General features: G+C 65.5%; 16 protein-coding genes. 10 read left to right on the forward strand and 6 right to left on the reverse strand.

What is annotated here, in order from left to right:
• The first annotated feature begins 142 nt into the window (after positions 1-142).
• Positions 143-2,050: a heavy metal translocating P-type ATPase gene (locus V3G39_09610; GenBank protein ID XAS74930.1), complete on the forward strand. Its 1,908-nt coding sequence runs from the start codon at positions 143-145 to the stop codon at positions 2,048-2,050.
• A 306-nt stretch (positions 2,051-2,356) separates the two neighbouring features.
• Here the strand turns inward: V3G39_09610 and V3G39_09615 are convergent, their stop codons facing one another.
• Positions 2,357-3,892: a CYTH and CHAD domain-containing protein gene (locus V3G39_09615; GenBank protein XAS74931.1), complete on the reverse strand. Its 1,536-nt coding sequence runs from the start codon at positions 3,890-3,892 to the stop codon at positions 2,357-2,359.
• Between the two features lie 357 nt (positions 3,893-4,249).
• Here V3G39_09615 and gndA point away from each other — a divergent pair, with 357 nt between their 5' ends.
• Both gndA and V3G39_09625 read left to right on the forward strand, forming a co-directional pair.
• Positions 4,250-5,701, forward strand: a complete 1,452-nt coding sequence (gndA, locus tag V3G39_09620) for an NADP-dependent phosphogluconate dehydrogenase (GenBank protein XAS74932.1) — start codon at positions 4,250-4,252, stop codon at positions 5,699-5,701.
• A 237-nt stretch (positions 5,702-5,938) separates the two neighbouring features.
• Positions 5,939-6,430: a DUF4385 domain-containing protein gene (locus V3G39_09625; GenBank protein ID XAS74933.1), complete on the forward strand. Its 492-nt coding sequence runs from the start codon at positions 5,939-5,941 to the stop codon at positions 6,428-6,430.
• 96 nt (positions 6,431-6,526) lie between these two features.
• On the opposite strand, the gene V3G39_09630 is transcribed toward V3G39_09625, so the two are convergent.
• Entirely contained in the window at positions 6,527-7,285 is a 759-nt protein-coding gene (locus V3G39_09630) for a hypothetical protein (protein XAS74934.1), read from the reverse strand.
• A 336-nt stretch (positions 7,286-7,621) separates the two neighbouring features.
• Here V3G39_09630 and V3G39_09635 point away from each other — a divergent pair, with 336 nt between their 5' ends.
• From V3G39_09635 to V3G39_09650, 4 genes are all read left to right on the forward strand, one after another.
• A complete protein-coding gene (locus V3G39_09635) occupies positions 7,622-7,894 on the forward strand; it encodes a hypothetical protein (protein ID XAS74935.1) in 273 nt (90 codons plus the stop codon).
• 60 nt (positions 7,895-7,954) lie between these two features.
• The gene (locus V3G39_09640; protein XAS74936.1) at positions 7,955-9,421 is read left to right on the forward strand and encodes a DUF4331 domain-containing protein; all 1,467 of its coding nucleotides are present in this window, start codon (positions 7,955-7,957) and stop codon (positions 9,419-9,421) included.
• 6 nt (positions 9,422-9,427) lie between these two features.
• Positions 9,428-9,841 (forward strand): hypothetical protein, encoded by a 414-nt coding sequence (locus V3G39_09645; protein ID XAS74937.1) that lies wholly within the window; start codon positions 9,428-9,430, stop codon positions 9,839-9,841.
• Between the two features lie 311 nt (positions 9,842-10,152).
• Positions 10,153-11,895 carry a gamma-glutamyltransferase gene (locus V3G39_09650; GenBank protein XAS74938.1) on the forward strand — a complete coding sequence of 581 codons (1,743 nt, stop codon included), beginning with the start codon at positions 10,153-10,155 and terminating at the stop codon, positions 11,893-11,895.
• A 54-nt stretch (positions 11,896-11,949) separates the two neighbouring features.
• Here V3G39_09650 and V3G39_09655 read toward each other — a convergent pair whose 3' ends face one another.
• Entirely contained in the window at positions 11,950-12,390 is a 441-nt protein-coding gene (locus V3G39_09655; protein ID XAS74939.1) for a hypothetical protein, read from the reverse strand.
• Between the two features lie 190 nt (positions 12,391-12,580).
• Here V3G39_09655 and V3G39_09660 point away from each other — a divergent pair, with 190 nt between their 5' ends.
• The 3 genes from V3G39_09660 to V3G39_09670 all read left to right on the forward strand — a co-directional run bounded on the left by V3G39_09660 (position 12,581) and on the right by V3G39_09670 (position 15,051).
• Positions 12,581-13,681 (forward strand): chorismate-binding protein, encoded by a 1,101-nt coding sequence (locus tag V3G39_09660; GenBank protein ID XAS74940.1) that lies wholly within the window; start codon positions 12,581-12,583, stop codon positions 13,679-13,681.
• 63 nt (positions 13,682-13,744) lie between these two features.
• Positions 13,745-14,581: an aminotransferase class IV gene (locus V3G39_09665; protein ID XAS74941.1), complete on the forward strand. Its 837-nt coding sequence runs from the start codon at positions 13,745-13,747 to the stop codon at positions 14,579-14,581.
• Between the two features lie 29 nt (positions 14,582-14,610).
• A complete protein-coding gene (locus V3G39_09670; GenBank protein ID XAS74942.1) occupies positions 14,611-15,051 on the forward strand; it encodes a TIGR02611 family protein in 441 nt (146 codons plus the stop codon).
• A 15-nt stretch (positions 15,052-15,066) separates the two neighbouring features.
• Here V3G39_09670 and V3G39_09675 read toward each other — a convergent pair whose 3' ends face one another.
• The 3 genes from V3G39_09675 to V3G39_09685 are packed head-to-tail and all read right to left on the reverse strand — an operon-like array spanning position 15,067 to position 19,323.
• The gene (locus V3G39_09675; protein ID XAS74943.1) at positions 15,067-16,221 is read right to left on the reverse strand and encodes an acyl-CoA dehydrogenase family protein; all 1,155 of its coding nucleotides are present in this window, start codon (positions 16,219-16,221) and stop codon (positions 15,067-15,069) included.
• Position 16,222: 1 nt separating this feature from the next.
• Positions 16,223-17,125: a CoA transferase gene (locus V3G39_09680; protein ID XAS74944.1), complete on the reverse strand. Its 903-nt coding sequence runs from the start codon at positions 17,123-17,125 to the stop codon at positions 16,223-16,225.
• A gap of 2 nt (positions 17,126-17,127) precedes the next feature.
• Entirely contained in the window at positions 17,128-19,323 is a 2,196-nt protein-coding gene (locus V3G39_09685) for a 3-hydroxyacyl-CoA dehydrogenase NAD-binding domain-containing protein (protein ID XAS74945.1), read from the reverse strand.
• Positions 19,324-19,358 lie beyond the last annotated feature (35 nt).

A 19,358-nucleotide genomic window follows, 5' to 3' on the forward strand; every position in this document is an offset into this window, starting at 1 on the left:
GGCACGCATGGTCAGGGGCCCATTTATGCACTGACGTGCTACCCAGGTGTGATCAGGTCCGGCCCCGCGGGTACTGCAGGCCGCTTTTGCGGGCACCCGGTAACTCCCACTGAGCCGGCGTGCGGACGCGGGATGATGGGGCATGTCTGCCTCCCCGTCCGCGGTCCGGGACCCCGGTGGTCATCGGGTCCGGCACCTCGCCGCTCGAGTGGCACCGTACGGATTCCTGGTCGTGACCTCTGCCGTGCTGGGCGTTGTGTTGGGCCTGCTGGTCGGCGGCCAAGGTATACCGGCGCGGTGGCTGGCGAGCGGATTCTGTCTGGCGATGGCCGCCTACATCGCGGTGGGCATGGTGCGCGATCTGCTGCACGGGAACTGGGGAGTAGACGTCCTCGCGTTGACCGCCATCGTGAGCACGGTCGCGGTCGGCGAATACGTCGCCGCCACCTTGGTCGTGCTGATGCTCACCGGTGGGCAGGCCCTGGAGCAGTACGCCTCGGCTCGGGCGGGACGGGAGCTGCAAGCGCTTCTGGAGCGCGCGCCCCGGCTGGCCCATCGGTTGCACCCGGTCACCAGGGCCCTGCAGGATGTCGCCGTCGAGCTGGTTCGTCCGGGTGATCTGCTGTTGGTCCGACCGGCGGAGGTCATCCCCGTCGATGCCACCCTCGCCTCCAGCGAGGCAGTCTTCGACGAGTCCTCACTGACCGGTGAGAGCATGCCGGTCACCCGGATCACAGGGGACGCCGTCCTCAGCGGCGCGATCAACGGCGGGTCAGCCGTTGACATCGTCGCGACTCAGACCGCCGCGGACAGCCAGTACCAGCGCATCGTCGCACTCGTCACTGATGCCCAAGGTCGCAAGGCGCCCATCGCCCGGTTGGCCGACCGGTACGCCATCCCGTTCACGGCGGTGTCGTTGCTCATCGCCGGCACCGCCTGGGCCTGGTCCGGAGACGCCGGCAGGTTCGCAGCCGTCCTCGTCCTGGCCACGCCCTGCCCGCTGCTGATCGCGGCGCCGGTCGCATTTCTGGCAGGTATGGCACGCGCTTCGCGCAGCGGCATCATCATCCGTGGAGGCGATGTCGTGGAGCGCCTGTCTCAGGTGCGCACAGTGGCGTTCGACAAGACCGGCACCCTGACCCAGGGCAGACCCTCGCTGGTCGACGTGCGCCCGGTCGCGCCCTTCACGACTGATGAGGTGCTGCGGTTGGCCGCCTCCGCGGAGCAGTACTCCAGTCATGCGCTGGCGAGCTCGGTGGTGAAGGCGGCCGAGGTTGCCAAGCTGCCTCTGGAGTCAGCGGGTGAGGCGAGGGAGTACGCGACTCAGGGTGTCTTCGCTGCGCTACCCAGTGGCGACGTGATCGTGGGCAAGCGCGGTCACGTCGCGGAGCAGTCCGGCCCGATCACCGCGGTCAGCCTGCGCAGCGGGGAGTTGGCCGTCTATGTCTGCGTTGACGCGAAGTATGCCGGTGCCCTGGTGTTGCGAGATGAGCTGCGGGTCGACGCAGCAGTGACTTTGCGCCGCCTCGCCGATCTCGGTGTGCAGGAGACGATGATGCTCACCGGCGACGCTCAGGCAACGGCTGAACAGGTCGCGGCCGACCTGGGCATCGACGACGTGCGCGCCGAGTGCCTACCCGAGGACAAGGTCCGGGCCGTCCAGCAGCATTCGCGCGGCCCGGTGATGATGGTCGGAGACGGCGTCAACGACGCGCCGGTCCTGGCGTCCGCGGGCGTGGGTGTGGCCATGGGCGCCCGCGGGAGCACCGCCGCGAGCGAGTCTGCAGACGTTGTAGTGATGACCGATGACCTGGCCAAGGTCGCCGAGGCCGTCGCGATAGGTCGCCGCACGATGACCGTGGCGCGACAGAGCATCTGGCTCGGTATCGGGTTGAGCCTGGTTCTGATCCTGATCGCGGCATTCGGTTTCATCCCCGCCATCGCAGGTGCACTCATCCAGGAACTGGTGGACCTCGCAAGCATCGGCAACTCACTACGGGCCCGCGGTGCAGGACGTCCGGGAGATGCTTCACGAGTGCGGGGCAGCTGACGGAGTCAGCCCGACATCCTTCAGCGGTCAGAAATCCTCTGCGGGGCTACCTCGTCGGCATACTCAACGAGTCTGGTCTTCACCGGGCGCGGTTCGACCACGTCGGACGAAACTTCCATCCTCGGCCCACCACGACTCCTGGACAGGGTCCTGCGGGATTAAGAGCGCATCCCGTAGGCGGTTCACTGCGTCGCGGCGTCGTTGACAATCGTGATGACCTCCGTCAGGGACGATGTGCACGATGCCCAAATCCCCCAACGGTCAGTTCGCGACCTCCCGGTCCCTGAGGGGAAATTGTGCTTCCTCTCAGCAACGCACCCATCGGTCGACGCGGTGCGGGATCCGGTCGAGTGCTGCCTCGTAGGGTGCCTGCACCGCCTCCCCAACCTGCTTCTCCAGGGCGAGCAGGCGGTCGTAGGTCACGCCCGACTCGCCCTCCTGTTCCGCCTGAGCCTTGAGCTCCGTGAGCTTCTCGCACGCCACGACGGAGTCCTGGTGGGCGCCGAGAACCTCCTGGATTCGCTTGGCCCGCCGGGACAGCTTCTTGGCGCGACGACCGAACAAAGGGACCGCTGACTCCGCGGCATACCGCAGCCGCTTGGCTTTCTTGCGCACCTCGTGCAGGTTGCGGTCCCGAGTCTCGACGTCCGATGCCTCGTCGACGGCCTTTGCAGCCCGCCGTAACCGTCGGACGTCCCGGCGAAGCAGGCCCGGTACGGAGGTCCGCGCCGGCCGGTCGGCCAGCGGGGTAGCAGGCAGGTCAGCGACAAAGACGTCGAGGGCGTCGAGCAGCCCGAAGTACCGCGCGGAGTCGAGCGCCTCGACCGCGGTGAGGCGGCCGGTGGCGTATGCCGCGTCGAAGGTCGCGTCGATCCGCGCGGCGGCGAGTGCATCGACGTCGTCGGCTCGCTGCTTCGCGAGGAGGCCGCGCAGCCGTTCGCCGAGCACCTGGGCGTCCCGCGCCTCGCCGAGGACCCGACCCAGCCAGCGTAGGTCGGAGCAGATCTCATCGACCGAGCCCTCCTCGAGGAGGGGGCCGTAGGTGGTCAGCGCAGATCGGAGCCGCCGGGCCGATATGCGCATCCGGTGGATCGCGCCAGGCGCGTCCAGGCGCACGTCCCGATCCTGGTCGACCAGCCGGGCGAGGTGCCGGGCGAGGTAAGCCCGAAGCAGCTCAGAGGTCGTGACCTTCTCGGGCCTCCTTCGCTTGGTCGCTGTCGAGGTCGGCGGCAGTCGGTCGCCGAGCGCTCGCGCCAGTTTCGAGGGGGAGTCGGCAGGGCGCGCACCGGCCCTGGTCAGCGCCGCGCCGACCACGTCGAGGAGCTTGCGGTCGCCGCCGGCCAGCTCGACCTCCCATTCACGCCAGCTCGTCGTGGTGTCACTGCCAAGTACCTCGGCGGTGACAGAGTCGTCGCACACGTGCGCGAGCGTCTCGCCGCCAGGGGCGAGCAGTGGTGACTCGACCCGCACCGTGGATAGTCGAACCACGCCCACGAGGTCGCGGCCCCGCACCACGGCTTGGACAAGGTCACGCAGTGGCCGCGGCACGGTCCGCACCGCCCGGCCCAGCGGCAAGCGGCGTTCGGCGCGCTCATCGGCGACCGACGTCGTGGTCTTGAGGTGCCATCCCGCGTCGTCGCCGCCGGTGCGCCGCCGCAGCGTGATGCGAGCTCGGGCCAGCGCGAAGTCCGTGGTGTCGAAGTACGTCGCCACAAGCAGGTGCTCGACGGACGGGCCGACCCGGACCTCCTCGACCTCGGCCAGGTCGGGGAGAGGCGTGCCGGCGGGCACGTCGTACTTGCGCTCGATCTCGGGCTGGGTGGATCCGCTCCTGGAGGGCACATCTCATCATCGCGCAGCGCGTCGAGTCGGCAACACCTATAGGCCCCAACACAACGGAGGGAGTGTGTTCTCCACGGGCACAAACGCAGGTGAGACAAGCGCGGTGGCCGGGTCAACCCAACGTGGCCCGTCGGGATCACTATCCACGCACCACCGACGGCAGAGTCGGACGTTTCGCAATGCGTCGCGTGATCGATGACCAGACAGGGCCCTAGCTCTGTGTTGCCCTTTACCGCGTGGAGCGACCGATCCACATCGGATGCTTGGTCCGGGGAATGTGCAGTGCGGAGTCCGGGTTCTCTGTCATGGTGACCAGATGCGCGCGACAGGCGTGACGGCGGACCCGGAAGGAACGTTATGAATGACGAGCAGCAGGCCAACATCGGGGTCGTGGGCCTCGCGGTAATGGGCTCCAACCTCGCGCGCAACCTTGCCTCACGTGACGGCAACATCGTCGCGGTCTACAACCGCACGTATGCCCGCACCGAGGATCTGATGCGTGAGCACAGTGACGCAGGGTTCGTGGCCTCGGAGACAATCGACGACTTTGTGTCATCTCTGTCCACTCCACGCACGGTGATCATCATGGTGCAGGCCGGCAAGGGCACAGATGCGGTGGTCGAGCAACTCGCCGATCGCTTCGAGCCGGGCGACATCATTGTGGACGGCGGCAACGCGAACTTCCAGGACACTATCCGGCGCGAGAAGGACCTGCGCGAGCGTGGGTTGAATTTCGTGGGTGCTGGAATCTCCGGCGGTGAGGAAGGCGCGCTGCACGGGCCTTCGATCATGCCGGGTGGTTCAGCCCAGGCGTGGGAGACCCTTGGTCCCATTCTTCGTTCGATCGCGGCCGTTGCCGAGGGCGAGCCATGCGTCACGCATATTGGCACCGATGGTGCCGGGCACTTCGTCAAGATGGTGCATAACGGCATCGAGTACGCCGATATGCAGCTCATCGCGGAGTCCTATGACCTGCTGCGTCGGGTCGCGAAGCGCTCGACCGACGAGATCGCCGATGTCTTCCGTGCCTGGAACGAGGGTGATCTGCAGTCCTATCTGATCGAGATCACAGCTGAGGTCCTCTCCCAGACCGATCAGGACACCGGTGGTCCTCTGGTCGATGTGATCCTGGACCAGGCAGGGTCCAAAGGCACCGGCGTGTGGACGGTCCAGAACGCGCTCGGCCTCGGGATACCGGTATCTGGGATCGGTGAAGCGGTCTTCGCGCGTGCGGTCTCCTCCAAGCCGGCGCAGCGTGCGGCCGTTCGCTCCGCGGTCGCCTCCCGCCCGGAGATTGCCCCCGTCCAGGACGGATTCGAGGACGATGTACGCGCCGCGCTCTACTCCTCGAAGGTCATCGCCTACGCACAGGGCTTCGACCTCATCATCGCGGGCGCGCGGGAGTACGGCTGGGATATCGACCTCGGGCAGATCGCGAAGATCTGGCGGGGCGGGTGCATCATCCGCGCCCAGTTCCTGAACCGGATCGTGGAGGCCTACGACCGAAATCCCGACCTGGAGACATTGCTGGAGGACCCGTATTTCGCGAACGCCGTTGCCGAGGGAGATGCCGCATGGCGTCGCATCGTCGGCATTGCGGCAGCCTCTGGTATACCGGCCCCGGGCTTTTCATCGGCACTGGCGTACTACGATTCGCTCTACTCCGAACGGCTACCTGCGGCGCTCATCCAGGCCCAGCGCGACTTCTTCGGCGCGCACACCTATCACCGGGTCGACAGAGAAGGCACGTTCCACACTCTGTGGTCTGGGGACCGAACCGAAATCGAGACGGCGGCATCGACCCACTGACGATGTCCGGCCGGAAAACGACCATATCTCTGGGTAGAGACTCGCTGAAGGGCTCTGATCCGCTGCTGCTCCACTGCAGATGACCAGGGTCGCAATTTCTGGTGGGCGCACGGTCGCACCTGGTGGTGAACATGACCAGGGTTTGTTTTGATGCGACGGCCTGCCCGAGCCAGGCAGCGCGGGGAGGTCCACCTGGCTGGTCCGGAGGCGGGCGTCGGGCCGAGGCAGGATGGTCGGATGACCGGCTTCGACTACGACCTCGACTATCCCAATTTGGATCTTCGCCGGCATCCCGAGCTCTACCGGGTCGGCCGCGGCGAGCAGGGCGTATTGCTGGTGCAGCCTTACAAGTCGGAGCTGTTACCGCTGTGGCGTTTCAAGGACCCCCAGGTTGCCCGGGAGAGCGCTGACGCGATCCGAGACAAGTTCGACGCCTACCTGGCCGCAGGCGACTTCGTCGGCGCCGACCTGGCTCGGAAGTTCTTGCAGATGGGCTTCACTCGCGCACGCCGGTATGCCAACCACAAGGGCGGCAAGAAGTACGACGGGCCGGTACCGACTGACCAGCGAGGTCGCAGCGGGTCACATGGGCGGGCAGAGCTGCCACGTCAGGAAGACGATCCCGTCAAGGCCGAGGCGGCTGCGGTTTTCAAGGCTGCCTGGGATGCGGTGGAACAAGTAAGCGCGTACACCACTCTGCGCGACGCCCACCGAGCTGCTCACGGCTGACCCATCACGACCGGACGACGCCCAACGAACAGGCCCTGGCCAGCAGAGCTGCTGGTCAGGGCCTGTTGGTTGAGCAGTGTCAGTTGAAGCGGGGTATTACTTTCCAGCAACGCGAAGGAACGGGCTCACGCGGTTGTTGGCGAGGGTGCCGGGGAACTTGTAGCCGAGCACGTCCATCATGGGCTGGTCGACCTTTGCCTGCGCCGAGACGTGGTCGTAGGCCAATCCTGTCCTGGTGGGGGACAGGTAGTTCGCCTCGTAGCCGAGGAACCCGTTCTGCGTCGTGCACCGGTAGTCGGCGCCGATCAGGCGGTTGGTGTTCGTGTTCTTGTCGATCAGGTTCACGATGTAGTTGCGCTGCGCGTTGCAGGTCGCCTGCGACGTGGTGCCCACCTTGTGCTGGGTCACGTGAGCGAACGTGTAGACCGCCTGCGTGTCGAGGCTGGTGCCTGCATCAACATCTGCCGCGCGGTTGCTGAGGTCGAGGTAGATGTCCTGCGGCTGAATCGGATTACCGGTCTTGGATGTGTAAGCCGTCAGGTAGCTCCAGTTACCCGTCCGCAATGGGTAGCACCGGAAGCGAAGGGCTGAGCCCACCGAGTTCTCGTTCTGGACACCGGACAGCGTCGCCGCGAACGAGGAGTTCTTGGCCACCAGCGCGACCTCATAGCTCGCGTGCGCCTCGCAGTTGGACCGCGTCGGGAACTGCGCCAAGGCGGCGGTGCCGTGCATGTAGATGGATCCCGGCGCGTGCGTGGGTGCCGGGGGGGCCGCGTTCGCAGGACCGGCCGCGAGGGTGACTCCCATCCCTGCCAGTGCGGTGGCTCCCGCTATTGCTGCAATTTTTCTGAGCATTTGGTGTTCCTTCACTGAGAGCAGATTGCGGGCTACCGCACGCCCCCTCACCATACGAGACTGAAAACCCGCTCAAGACCAATTAGGTGTTTTAGACATCAGATGCGAATGGGTCGCATTAGCGTAGAATGGCCGGACTTTTGATGGCGCTATTTTGCACGGCAAACCCGCATTGTCAAGGTTTAAGTAGGTATCAATTTACGGAACATCTGAGGATACTTTTGAGTGCGGAGGTTTTGTCACAGATCCCCACTTTGCGGTGTTAATCTCAGAACGCGTTGCGATCCGTGACGCAGGTCCCGAAGTGGACTGCAGAATTTTACGATCGGAGATCGTATGGAAGATTCAACTCGCCGAAAGTTCTTCGCCGTCACGGGTGTGGGCACAGCGCTGGGCATTGCTGCCATGGCTGCTCCCAGCCCCGCTGATGCCGCTGTCGCCGGTGACGTGAAGGTCCCGCACGGTGCGGAGCCCACCATGGTCGCCTTCGTCAGCAATGTCCACCGCGGTGAAGTGACCTTGATGGTCGGCGATCGTGAGGTTGCAGTCACTGACACGCAGCTGGCGGCCCGTCTGTCGCACGCTTTCCACCAGGCAGCCCGAGGCTGATCCGCAAGCTTCACGCTCTGCTCGACTCCGATTTAATCCTGCCTGCTCGAAAGGTTTTGTATGTCATCGCACCGCGAAGCACCAGAAATCTCCAAGGATCCGTCAGCTGACAACACCGACGTCTACGCGTTTGTCAGTCCGGACAAGCCCGACACGGTCACTCTGATCGCCAGCTTCCTGCCGTTCGAACTGCCCTACGGCGGCCCGAACTTCAACGAGTTCTCCGATGACGTGGTGTACGAGATCAACATCTCCAACGCTGGAGACGCTCAGGCAGACATCTCCTACCAGTTCAAATTCACCACGACCGTGCGTGACCCCGAGACGTTCCTCTACAACGTGGGCCCGATCAGCTCGCCCACCGACAAGACCTGGAACCGCCCGCAGACCTACACGGTCACCCGTGTGGACCGCAAGGCCTCCCCGAAGTACGTCCCGCGTGGCCTTGCGGGCGTGCTCGGTCGCAACCTGACCTGCCCGCCGGTCAACGTCGGTGTGCGCAGCACCCCGGACTACCCGAAACTGGCTGCGCAGACCTACCACAGCCTCGGTGGTGGCCGGATGGTCTTCGCCGGCCAGCGCGCGGACAGCTTCCAGGTCGACGTAGGCAGCATCTTCGACCTGGGCGACCTTCGTCCGTTCCAGGGTTACTACAACAAGGGCATCCCGCCGATCCTGGCCGGCATGCCTGGCGTCAACAACCTGAAGGGCCTGAACGTGCACACCATTGCACTACAGGTTCCGCTCACCGATCTCACGGTCGATGGCAGGGAGCCCACCGACGTCATGTCCTTGAAGTCGGTCATCGGGGTGTGGGGCACAGCCAGCCGTTCCACCAGCCGTGTCCTGAACAAGAGCACCGGCGCGTACGAGAACTACGGTGCCTGGACCCAGGTCTCGCGGTTGGGTAACCCGCTGATCAATGAGGTCATCATCCCGATGGGCCAGAAGGACGTCTGGAACATCACCCCGCCGCGCTTCGACAGCAAGTTCGCGAAGTACGTAACGCAGCCCGAGCTGGCGAACCTCATCGCGAACGTGTTGTACCCGTCGGCGTTCCCCAACCTCGCGGCGTACATCAAGACCAAGAAGCCGCGTGCGGACCTGGCTGCTGTTCTGCTCACCGGAATTCCGGCAGGAGTCATCCCGGGCTTCCAGAACTACACCGGTTCTGTCCAGGCGGACATGCTGCGCATCAACCTCGCAGTGCCACTCACCGCGCCGAAAAAGGTCAGCAAGTACGGTCTGGTCGGCGGCGACGCCGGCGGTTTCCCCAACGGCCGTCGGCTGGGCGACGATGTCACCGCCATCGAGTTGCGTGCAGTTGCAGGGGCGATCCTGCCCCTCGTCGACAAGACCTACACGCCGGATAAAGCCGCAGGTCTACTGGAAGACGGATCGACCGACGGTGCGAGCAACGAAAATGCTCCGTACGGCCAGCTGTTCCTGGATTCCTTCCCCTACATCGGCAACCCGAACAGCGGTTTCACGAGTATGCCCGGCACGCCCGGCGGGAACCTGAAGTAGCAGTACATGCCTGACGCCGAGAATCCTCATGCCGGTCAAGGCATGGTTGTCCTCGACATCGGTGGCGACGTTGGTGCTCTCGTCGTCTCCATGCCGGCCGAACTGGTCGGCATGGAGATCGAGATCTGCCCAAGCGGAGCTCGCGGTGGTGTGCCTGATGAAGGGGCCGACTGGTGGGACGGTGACTGGCACTCAGATCATCATCACGACCACTCGGAAGCCGATCATCAGCATGAGCACCAGGCTGCATGGCCGCACGTTGCGGTGATCGCACGACCGTCACCCACGGGCACGCAAAACAGCGCTGTCTACCCGGGCTTGAAGGAAGGCACCTACGACTTGTGGGTGCGACCTGACGGGCCGACTACCTTGACGGCCAGCGTCAAAGGGGCCGAAGTCACCACGGCCGACTGGGTCTGAGCTTTTAAAAACACACGATGGTTCCGAACGGATCGGCTTAAATGCTGATTTGTTCGGGACCATCGTGCGTTAGCGCGCCTGAGAACGTGGCGTTGTGCAACCGCTCCTGGTTTTCCCCACCGTCCACCGGACGACATGTCGTACGCTGCAAAAATGGCGTATATGGCACGTGGCCTGCGGAGCGAAGTCGAGTTTGCAATAACAGACCACTGCAGCTCGGGCATCCTGAGAGGAACGAGGTGAACTCGGCGCCGTTCGTGCAACCCGCGACGGACCCCCCGACCCGCCCCACCTTGTCAGGCTCCTTCGGAATGTCGGCCACAACGCACTGGGTGGGCTCGGCAACCGCCCAGTCCGTGCTGGAGCGCGGTGGCAACGCGTTCGATGCGGCGGTGGCGGCAGCGTTCGTGCTGCACGCTGTGGAGCCACACCTCAATGGACCGGGTGGTGATCTCATCGGGATCATTGCGCCACTGGGCCGGGACCCACAAGTGGTGTGCGGGCAGGGACCCGCGCCCGCAGCGGCGACCATCTCGGGGATGCGAGCCGACGGCATCGATGAGGTGCCGGGCGCCGGCGCACTCGCAGCGACGGTGCCCGGTGCGGTGCCGGCCCTGCTGTGGATGCTGGAGCGGCACGGCACCTGGGAGCTCGGCGACTGCCTTGCCTACGCGATCGGCTACCTGGAGGACGGACACCCGGCGGGTCCGCAACTGAGCAGAGTCATCGGGGCAGTCGAAGCGCTGTTCCGAACCTCATGGCCTTCGTCGGCCGACATGTGGTTACTTGAAGGCCGTGCACCGACCGAGGGGGAGTGCATCACGAACCGGGGGTATGCCGCGACGCTCCGGCGCCTCGTGCAGGAGAGCGAGCGCGGCGGCGACACCAGGCTGACCCGCGTCCGCGCTGCGGGGCGGATATGGCGCGACGGATTCGTTGCACGGGAAATCGCGCAGTTCGTGGGGCAACCGCACCTGCATTCAGACGGGCGCGAGCATCGTGGCCTGCTGCAACGCGGCGACCTGAGGGCCTTCGAGGTCAGTAGTGAGCCGCCGCTATCCCTCGATTTTCGAGGTACGACGGTCCTCAAACCCGGTTTTTACACGCAGGGTCCGGTCATGCTTCAAGCGCTGGCGATCCTTTCGCATTTCCCGGACGACCGCATCGACCCGTCCACCGCGATCGGGGTGCACACCATCACCGAAGTGCTCAAGCTCGCTCTGGCAGACCGCGACACCTATTACGGCGACGCACACGGTCAGGATGCCGCGCCACTCGGCCTGCTCGACCCGTCGTACTCGTTGCGTCGGGCAGCGCTGATCGGCGACACGGCGTCGCTGGAGTACAGACCGGGCACCGACGTGCCTGGATCGCCGATGGGTCAGGTGCCGCCGTTGCAGGAGACACCGCGCGAGCCTGCCGACCCAACAGCCGGTGAGCCGACGGTCGCCCGGAACGGGGAGACCAGGGGCGACACGTGTCATGTCAGCGTGGTGGACCGATGGGGCAACACCGTCGCGCTCACCCCGTCGGGAGGGTGGCTGCAGTCCTCGCCGACGATCCCAGCCCTGGGCTTCTGCCTCGGCTCACGACTACAGATGACGTGGCTGGATGAGCGCAGCCCCAGTGCGCTCGTGCCGGGCCGACGTCCGCGTACGACGCTGAGCCCGACGATGCTTGCGCGCGGCGGCCAGGTGGTTGCGGGTCTGGGTACCCCCGGTGGTGACCAACAGGATCAGTGGCAGCTGCTCTACCTGTTGCGGACCCTGGTCGGCGGCTACCAGGCGCAGCAGGCTATCGATGCACCTACCTTCCACACCACGGCGGCGGTCGGGTCGTTCTGGCCGCGCACGTGGACACCGGGTGGACTGGTCGCCGAGGCACGTCTGGGCACGCGCGTGTTGGACGAGCTGGAACGACGCGGGCATCTCCTCACGGTCTCCGGCGATTGGACCCTGGGCCGACTGTGTGTGGTTACCCGCGACCCGGCGTCCGGCCGGGTCGGCGCAGCGGCCAATCCGCGGGGCGCGCAGGGGTACGCAGCCGGTCGTTAGGCGCTCATCCGGTCACGTGCGCGTCCGGCCGTAGATCTGTTGTCATGGATCTGTTCAGGCCGGGTCGGTGTTGCGGAACAGGTAAATGCCGACGGTTTCGCCGCTGACCGCCACATTCTGGCCACTGACCAGGAAGTTGGCGCGACTGTTCTCCCCGGTCACGACGAACACATAGCCCACGTGTTCGAGCTTCCAGCCGATGGCCTCGATCGCGGCCAGTGTTCCGGCGTGGCTTTGAGTTCTGACGTCTTTGGGCACGGCAGTTGCGCCGAAAGGCATCGGGTCGCGCTGGGAGAAGCCGACCTGGAGTTGGATCTCGAAAAAGCCCTGGCGCTCCTCTTTGGCGGCGACAGCTTGTCCGATCGGTAGGTCGATCGCGGCTTGCCGGTTGGCCTCGATCCGTGCACCCTCAAGCGCTAGTCTGCGCTTGTCCGACAGCGCGGCGAGCCTACGCGCATCTGCTTCTTTGTCTTCGCGACTGGTGCCGAACGCCATGTCATGCCTCCCTGGGAATGTCGTTATCTTTGCGGAATTGAGTGTCCTCTTCGGCGGATGGTGGTCAGGACTGCCGTGTCGCTGGAGGCGGGGACCGGGGCTCCCAATGTCGGTGTCATCACCGAACTGAACGTTCGGGTTCGCTGCGCCCAGCGCTGGCCTGGGGGATCCGTGGGCATACTTGGCACCGATGGAAACGATCGAGGGCTGCGCGGATTTTGCCGGTATCCGTGCCCGTGGCGTGCTGGAGGTGCGTCATGACGTCGCGGCGCTGGACGAGCCCGGTTTCTGGGTCGTCGTCGATACCTTCGAGGGCGAGTTGACGGCCGTACGGATGGCGCACGTGGTCCGGTTCGAGGAGCCGGTGGTCGCCGGGACCATCGAGCCGCTGGTGATCGACCCGGAGCTGAGCGCATGGTCCTCATCGCTGGACCAGGCTGCCTACGAACGCAGCGTGCATGATGTGCGCGACCTGGTGGCCGCGGGCGAGATCTACCAGGTCAACGTATGCCGGGTGCTCAGCCGGGTCGTACCTACCGACTTCTCGATGGCCCTGCTGAGTCAGTTCGTGCGGCAGGGCAATCCGGCGCCGCACGCGGCATTCATCGATATTCCGCAGGCGCGGCTGGAAGTGGTGTGCGCCTCACCCGAGCTCTTTCTGCGACGCGAGGGGGAAACGTTGTGGTCGGCGCCTATCAAAGGCACCGCGCCGAACGCCGAAGAACTACTCCCGAAGGACCGCACCGAAAACGTGATGATCACCGACCTGGTCCGCAACGATCTTTCGGTGGTGTGCCGGCCCGGCACCGTCGCGGTGGACGCGCTGCTGATGCCGCAGTACAACCCCGGCCTGGTACACCTGGAATCCACGATCTGCGGATCGTTGGTCGATGGAGCGACGTGGAGGGAGATCCTGGGCGCCACTTTCCCGCCGGGATCGGTATCGGGTGCGCCGAAATCGAGCGCTCTGAACGCTATTCACGATCTGGAACCGGTTGAGCGCGGACCGTACTGCGGCGCAATCGGCTGGGTGGAGAACGTGCCGGACCCGGGCAGCTCGAGTGCGCCGCGTGGAGTGGGTGGGGGTCACTCCCAGCAGACGGCATCGTTGTCCGTGGGGATCCGCACGTTCTGGTTGGAACAGGATCGTGGCGGCAATCGTTGGCTGCGGTACGGCACCGGTGCGGGCATCACGTGGGGTTCTGACCCGGAGAGTGAATGGTGGGAAACTGTCCTGAAGGCGCGGCGCCTGCTGGCGCTGGCGGAGTCGGTGATCGGGGCAGCACAGTGACATGGCAGCGCGGCGACATTGGCAGCACGGCGACATTGGCAGCACAGTGAAGAGGTCGGCGTTATGAATATCCGGGTATGGGTGGACGGTGAACGCGTCGATGACACGCCCAGCCTGAGCGCACTGGACCACGGTGTCACGGTCGGCGACGGCGCCTTCGAGACGTGCAAGGTGCTCGACGGTCACGTGATCGCTCGATCGATGCACCACGCCCGGTTCAATCGCACCCTCGCGGGTTTGAAGTTGCCGTCTGCTGATCGGGACCGGCTCGACGAAGGAATCGCGGCCGTCCTGAGCGAGCCGATGGCGCTGGGGAGGTTGCGCTACATGGTGACCGGGGGAGCGGGGCCGCTGGGTTCGGGGCGCTTGAACTCCCCGCTGACCTACATCGTCACGGCTGGCGAATCGCAGCCTTCTGCGGCCAGTTGTGCGCTGGTCACGTTGCCGTGGGTTCGCAACGAACGAGGCGTGCTTGCCGGTTTGAAAACGACGTCCTACGCCGAGAACGTTGTTGCGCTGGCCTACGCAACGGAACGCGACGCCGACGAGGGGATCTTCGCCAATACGATGGGCGAGCTGTGCGAAGGTACCGCCACCAACATCTTCGTTGTCATCGACGGTGAGATCCTGACGCCACCATTGGCTTCTGGCGCGCTGCCCGGAATCGGCCGTGCACTGACGCTGCGGTGGTGCGCGGCGGCCGGTATGCCGATCCGGGAGGTCGCGATGCCGCTGGAGGTGCTCACTCGCGCCGACGAGTTGTTTGTGACGTCGTCGCTGCGAGACGTGCAGGCCGTACACGCTGTGGACGCACGCACCCTCACCCCTGGACCTGTCACCGCCCAGGCTGCGCGCGTGTTCGCAGATGCAGTGGCGCAGGATGAAGACCCCACCCCCTGACCACCGACACCGACACCGGAGCTATGTCCATGAGTACGCCCGTCAAGAATCATGAGGGATCCCGGGAGGCGACGCCGGCCCGATGGGCCTGGCAGCGCAAGATCCGCGCCAACCCCACGGCCTATTTCATCTACCGGATCTTCATTGCGGTATTCGGTTTGGCGATCGTGGTGGGGGGCATCATCCTGTTGCCGCTTCCAGGGCCGGGATGGGTCATCATCTTCGTCGGATTGGGCGTATGGGCCTCAGAATTCGCGTGGGCCTCGCGGCTGCTGAGGTTTGCCAAGGACAAGGTACGGTCCTGGACCCGCTGGCTCGGGAAGCAGAACATTCTCATCCGCGGCCTGGTCAGCCTTGCTGTCGTTGCGCTCGTACTGGGATGCATCTACGGATACCTGCTGTGGCAGGGCGTACCCACCTGGTTGCCGTCGTTCGTCACGACACCGCTGGTGAGGCTGCCCGGTCTCTGATCCGCACCGCTGCGCTCAGAGCGTGCGGGCGATCAGCTCCTTCATGATCTCGTTGGTGCCGCCGTAGATCTTCTGTACCCGTGCTGCGGCATAGGCCCGCGCGATGGGGTACTCCAGCATGTAGCCGTAGCCGCCGAAGATCTGCAGGCACTTGTCGATGACCTCGCACTGCTTCTGGGTGGCGTACCACTTGGCCATCGATGCTGAGGAGGCGTCTAGTTCACCTTTGAGGTGCTGCACGATGCAGTGGTCCACGAAGGTCCGCACAGCCCGCGCCTCGGTGGCGCACTCGGCGAGCACGAAGCGGGTGTTCTGGAACTGCATGAGGTTGCGGCCGAACGCCTCACGCTCTTTGGCGTAGGCCACAGTCTGCTCGACCGCGACCTCCATCCCCTTGGCCGCGGCGACCGCGATGATGAGTCGTTCCTGGGGTAGTTGCTCCATCAGTTGAGCAAATGCCTGGCCTTCTTCGCCACCGAGGAGGTTCGTGGTGGGGACGCGCATATCGCCGAAGAAAAGCTCGCGGGTGTCCTGACCGGGCATCCCGATCTTCTCCAGTACCCGTCCGCGCTCGAAACCCGGTAGATCATCGGTCTCGGCAACGAGTAGCGACAGGCCCTTGCCGCCGGCTTCGCCGGTGCGGACCACGACGATGATCAGGTTGGCGTGCGAACCGTTGGTGATGAACGTCTTCGAACCGTTGACGACATAGTGGTCGCCGTCGAGTCGGGCCGAGGTCCGTAGGTTCTGCAGATCCGATCCGGCACCGGGCTCAGTCATCGCGATGGCTCCGACCAGCTCGCCGGAGACCAGGCCGGGCAGCCACCGCCGCTTCTGCTCCTCGGTACCGTAATTGGCGATGTAAGGCGCCACGATCGTGCTGTGCACGCTGTAACCGAAAGCGTCGTCGCAGGCCACGGCCTGCTCTTCCATCACGACGGCTTCGTGCGCGAAGGTGCCGCCGCCGCCGCCGTACTCCTCGGGTAGTCCGATACACAGCAACCCGGCCGATCCGGCGGCGTTCCAGAACTCGCGGTCCACCTGATGCTGCTGTGCCCACTTCGCGTGATGAGGCACCGACTCCTTGGTGAAGAAGGTGCGGGCCAGGTCGCGGATGTCGTCCAGGTCCTCGGTCATCCACGGGGAGCGGTAGGTGCTGGTCAGCTGCATGTCAGGCCTTTTCGTCTCGTTGTGCGTTGTCCTGGTGCGCGTTGCGTGTCATGGGGCTGCCCGGTGTTCTGACGGCGGCGATCGGCAATCCGTGCTCTTTGCCCCAGGCTTCCCACTCCTCGGCGGTGCGCGCCTTAAAGGCCGCCGCGAGATCGGCGCGACTGCCCTCGACCCCGAGCCGTGCGGTCAGACCCGCCCAGAAGTGCGCTTCGAGAGCCGCGACGGCGATGAATCCCCGTGCGGTGTCGTAGATCCCGTAGGCGGGCAGGGTGCCATTGAGGAACCCTTCCGGCCCGGTCATCCCATGTGCTGCAGGCTGCGCCATCGCCAGTGCGACATCGCTCAACGCAACCTCACGGTGCACTCCCTCGCCGGTGCGTGCCGTGTGCAGCAGCGCCGCCAGACCGTCTGCGACGGCGCGCTCGGCCCCCGCGAGATCAGCGACCAGGACGGTCGGCATGGCCGGTGGGCTCAAGGTACCGACCGCAGCCTGATAGGTCAGGTCGTGCCCGGCGATCTCGGCGTCTGCGCCGGGGTGGCCGACGATGGAGACCTGACACAACGCGGGCAGCCTGGCATGCACGGTGGTCCAGTCCAGCCCGAGACGGGCCAGCGCTGACGGGCGGCTGGAGGTGACCATCAGGTCGGTCTCCTCCAGCAGCGTCCACAACGGCGCAAGGTCCGCCTTGAGATCGAGCTGTACGACGCGCTGCCCGGCCACCAGTTGTCGGTAATAGGCATCCGCGCCGAACTCCAACGGGTCGCCGCTGGGTGGCTCAACCTTGGTGACCGTGGCCCCGAGGGCGTGCAGCCGTGCTGCGGCGGCCGGACCGGGCAGGTTGACCGCTAGGCTCACCACCCGCACGCCGACCAGCGGCAGCTCGCTCACTGCAGAATCCAGCACTGTCAGAAGCTCGTGCCGGACTCGGCCTTCGCCACCAGCCAGGCGCTCGGTTCGAAGCGGGGGCCGTACGCGGCAGCCAACTCGCGGGCGCGGGTGACGAACCCACCGAGCCCACCGGCATACCCCTGCATGAACTGGACGGTGCCGCCGTACAGAGGCGGGTAACCGATGCCGAAGATCGAGCCGACATTGGCTGCTGCTGCCGACTCGATGACGCCTTCTTCGAAACACGCGGCCGTCTCCAGCGCCATCGCGAACAGGTAACGGTCCTGGATGTCGAGCATCGGCACTGATGCGGCTGCCTTCGTGAAGTGCTCGCGCACACCCGGCCACAACTTCTTAGGACCGTCGGCGGGGTAGTCGTAGAAACCGGCCCCGGCGGCGCGCCCCTTGCGGCCGAACTCGCTGACCATCCGATCGATGACGTCGCTGCCCGGCTGGGCCGGCAACTCGGTGCCTGCCTGCGCGGCGGCCTTCTCCGCTTCGCCCCGGATGTGCTGGGTCAGGCTCAGGGAGACCTCGTCGAGCATCGCGAGCGGCGGCGCGGGGAAGCCGGCCATCGTTGCGCCCCGCTCGATGGTCGCCGGGTCCACACCTTCTCCGACGAGCGCGACGCCTTCGAGGATGAGGGTGCCGAAGACACGGCTCGTGTAGAAACCGCGTGCGTCGTTGACGACGATCGGGATCTTGCCGATCTGCTGCACCAGGTCAACGGCGCGAGCGAGTGCGTCGTCCGAGGTCCGTTTGCCGCGGATGATCTCCACGAGCTTCATCTTGTCGACGGGGGAGAAGAAGTGCAGTCCGACGAAATCGTCGGGGCGCGTGACATTCTCGGCCAGTGAGGTGATCGGCAGCGTGGAGGTGTTGGAGCACAACAGCGCCTTGTCATCCAGCACGGTCAACGCTTCATTGAAGACCTTTACTTTGAGGTCGGCGTCTTCGAAGACGGCCTCGATGACTGCGTCGCACCCCGTCAGGTCGCTCGCCTGGTCGGTCGGGGTGATGCGCGCGAGGATAGCGTCGCGGGCCTCGGGAGTCAGCTGACCCCGCGTCACCTTCTTGGCCAGTAACCGGTCGCTGTACGCCTTACCCTTCTCAGCTCCCACGGCGGACACGTCCTTCAGCACGACGTCGATGCCGCGGGTGGCGCAGGCGTAGGCAATGCCGGCGCCCATCATCCCCGCGCCGAGGATACCGACGCGTGCGACCTTGGAGGTTCTGAAGCCCTGCGGCCGCAACGACCCGGAGGAGATCTCCTGCATGTCGAAGAAGAACGCCTGAATCATGTTCTTTGCCGTTTGACCGGTGGCCAGCGAGGTCAGGTAGCGCGACTCGATGCGGCTCGCGGTGTCGACATCGACCTGCGCACCTTCGACCGCTGCGGACAGGATGGCGCGCGGCGCGGGGTAGGCCGCGCCCTTGAGCTGCTTGCGCAGATTTGCCGGGAATGCGGGCAGGAACTGCGCGAGCTTGGGGCTGCTGGGTGTGCCACCGGGTAGCCGGTATCCGGGGCGGTCCCACGGCTGGCTGGCCGCCTGGGCGTTGTCCTTGTTCGCGAGCACCCAGGCGTGGGCGGCCGGGAGCAACTCGTCGTTGGTCGCGACGATCTCGTCGATGAATCCTTTCTCGGCGGCCTGCGCAGGGCCACGCTGCTGACCCTGCAGCAACCAGTCCATCAACGCACTCTGCAGACCGAGCATTCGTACACTGCGTGTCACACCGCCACCTCCGGGCAGCAGACCGAGGGTGACCTCCGGAAAGCCGAACTTGGCTTTGGGGTTGTCGACCGCAATGCGGTGGTGGGCCGCCAGCGCGATCTCCAGGCCGCCGCCCAGTGCGGTGCCGTTCAACGCAGCCACGACGGGCTTGCCGATCCGTTCCAGGCGCCGCAGCTGGGACTTCATCGTCTCGACCTGCTCGAAGAACTGAGCTGCGTCCTCAGGCTGTACCGACTGCAGTGCCGTCAGGTTGCCGCCGGCGAAGAAGGTCTTCTTCGCACTGGCGAGGATGACCCCAGACAACTCGCCTGCTGTCGCCTCGGCTTCGAGCCGATCGACCGCCGCCGCCATACCTTCGGCGTACCGGTCGTTCATCGTGTTGGCGCTGGACTGCGGGTCGTCGAGCAGCAGGGTCACGACGCCATCGGAGTCCCGGGAGTAGCGAACGGCAGAGGTCTGTTCAGTATCTGTGGTGGTCATCGTCGAGAGTCCTTGATGTCGGTGTGGTGAGGGCA

The organism is Dermatophilaceae bacterium Sec6.4 (genome assembly GCA_039636865.1).
Taxonomy (GTDB): Bacteria; Actinomycetota; Actinomycetes; order Actinomycetales; family Dermatophilaceae; genus Allobranchiibius.

Bases quoted from the DNA above. Each gene is read 5' to 3' on its own strand.
- V3G39_09625 (XAS74933.1), top strand. From the start codon at position 5,939: ATGACCGGCTTCGACTACGACCTCGACTATCCCAATTTGGATCTTCGC.
- gndA (XAS74932.1), top strand. From the start codon at position 4,250: ATGAATGACGAGCAGCAGGCCAACATCGGGGTCGTGGGCCTCGCGGTA.
- V3G39_09675 (XAS74943.1), bottom strand. From the start codon at position 16,221: ATGCAGCTGACCAGCACCTACCGCTCCCCGTGGATGACCGAGGACCTG.
- V3G39_09630 (XAS74934.1), bottom strand. From the start codon at position 7,285: ATGCTCAGAAAAATTGCAGCAATAGCGGGAGCCACCGCACTGGCAGGG.
- V3G39_09655 (XAS74939.1), bottom strand. From the start codon at position 12,390: ATGGCGTTCGGCACCAGTCGCGAAGACAAAGAAGCAGATGCGCGTAGG.
- V3G39_09635 (XAS74935.1), top strand. From the start codon at position 7,622: ATGGAAGATTCAACTCGCCGAAAGTTCTTCGCCGTCACGGGTGTGGGC.
- V3G39_09670 (XAS74942.1), top strand. From the start codon at position 14,611: ATGAGTACGCCCGTCAAGAATCATGAGGGATCCCGGGAGGCGACGCCG.
- V3G39_09685 (XAS74945.1), bottom strand. From the start codon at position 19,323: ATGACCACCACAGATACTGAACAGACCTCTGCCGTTCGCTACTCCCGG.
- V3G39_09650 (XAS74938.1), top strand. From the start codon at position 10,153: ATGTCGGCCACAACGCACTGGGTGGGCTCGGCAACCGCCCAGTCCGTG.
- V3G39_09640 (XAS74936.1), top strand. From the start codon at position 7,955: ATGTCATCGCACCGCGAAGCACCAGAAATCTCCAAGGATCCGTCAGCT.
- V3G39_09610 (XAS74930.1), top strand. From the start codon at position 143: ATGTCTGCCTCCCCGTCCGCGGTCCGGGACCCCGGTGGTCATCGGGTC.
- V3G39_09645 (XAS74937.1), top strand. From the start codon at position 9,428: ATGCCTGACGCCGAGAATCCTCATGCCGGTCAAGGCATGGTTGTCCTC.
- V3G39_09660 (XAS74940.1), top strand. From the start codon at position 12,581: ATGGAAACGATCGAGGGCTGCGCGGATTTTGCCGGTATCCGTGCCCGT.
- V3G39_09665 (XAS74941.1), top strand. From the start codon at position 13,745: ATGAATATCCGGGTATGGGTGGACGGTGAACGCGTCGATGACACGCCC.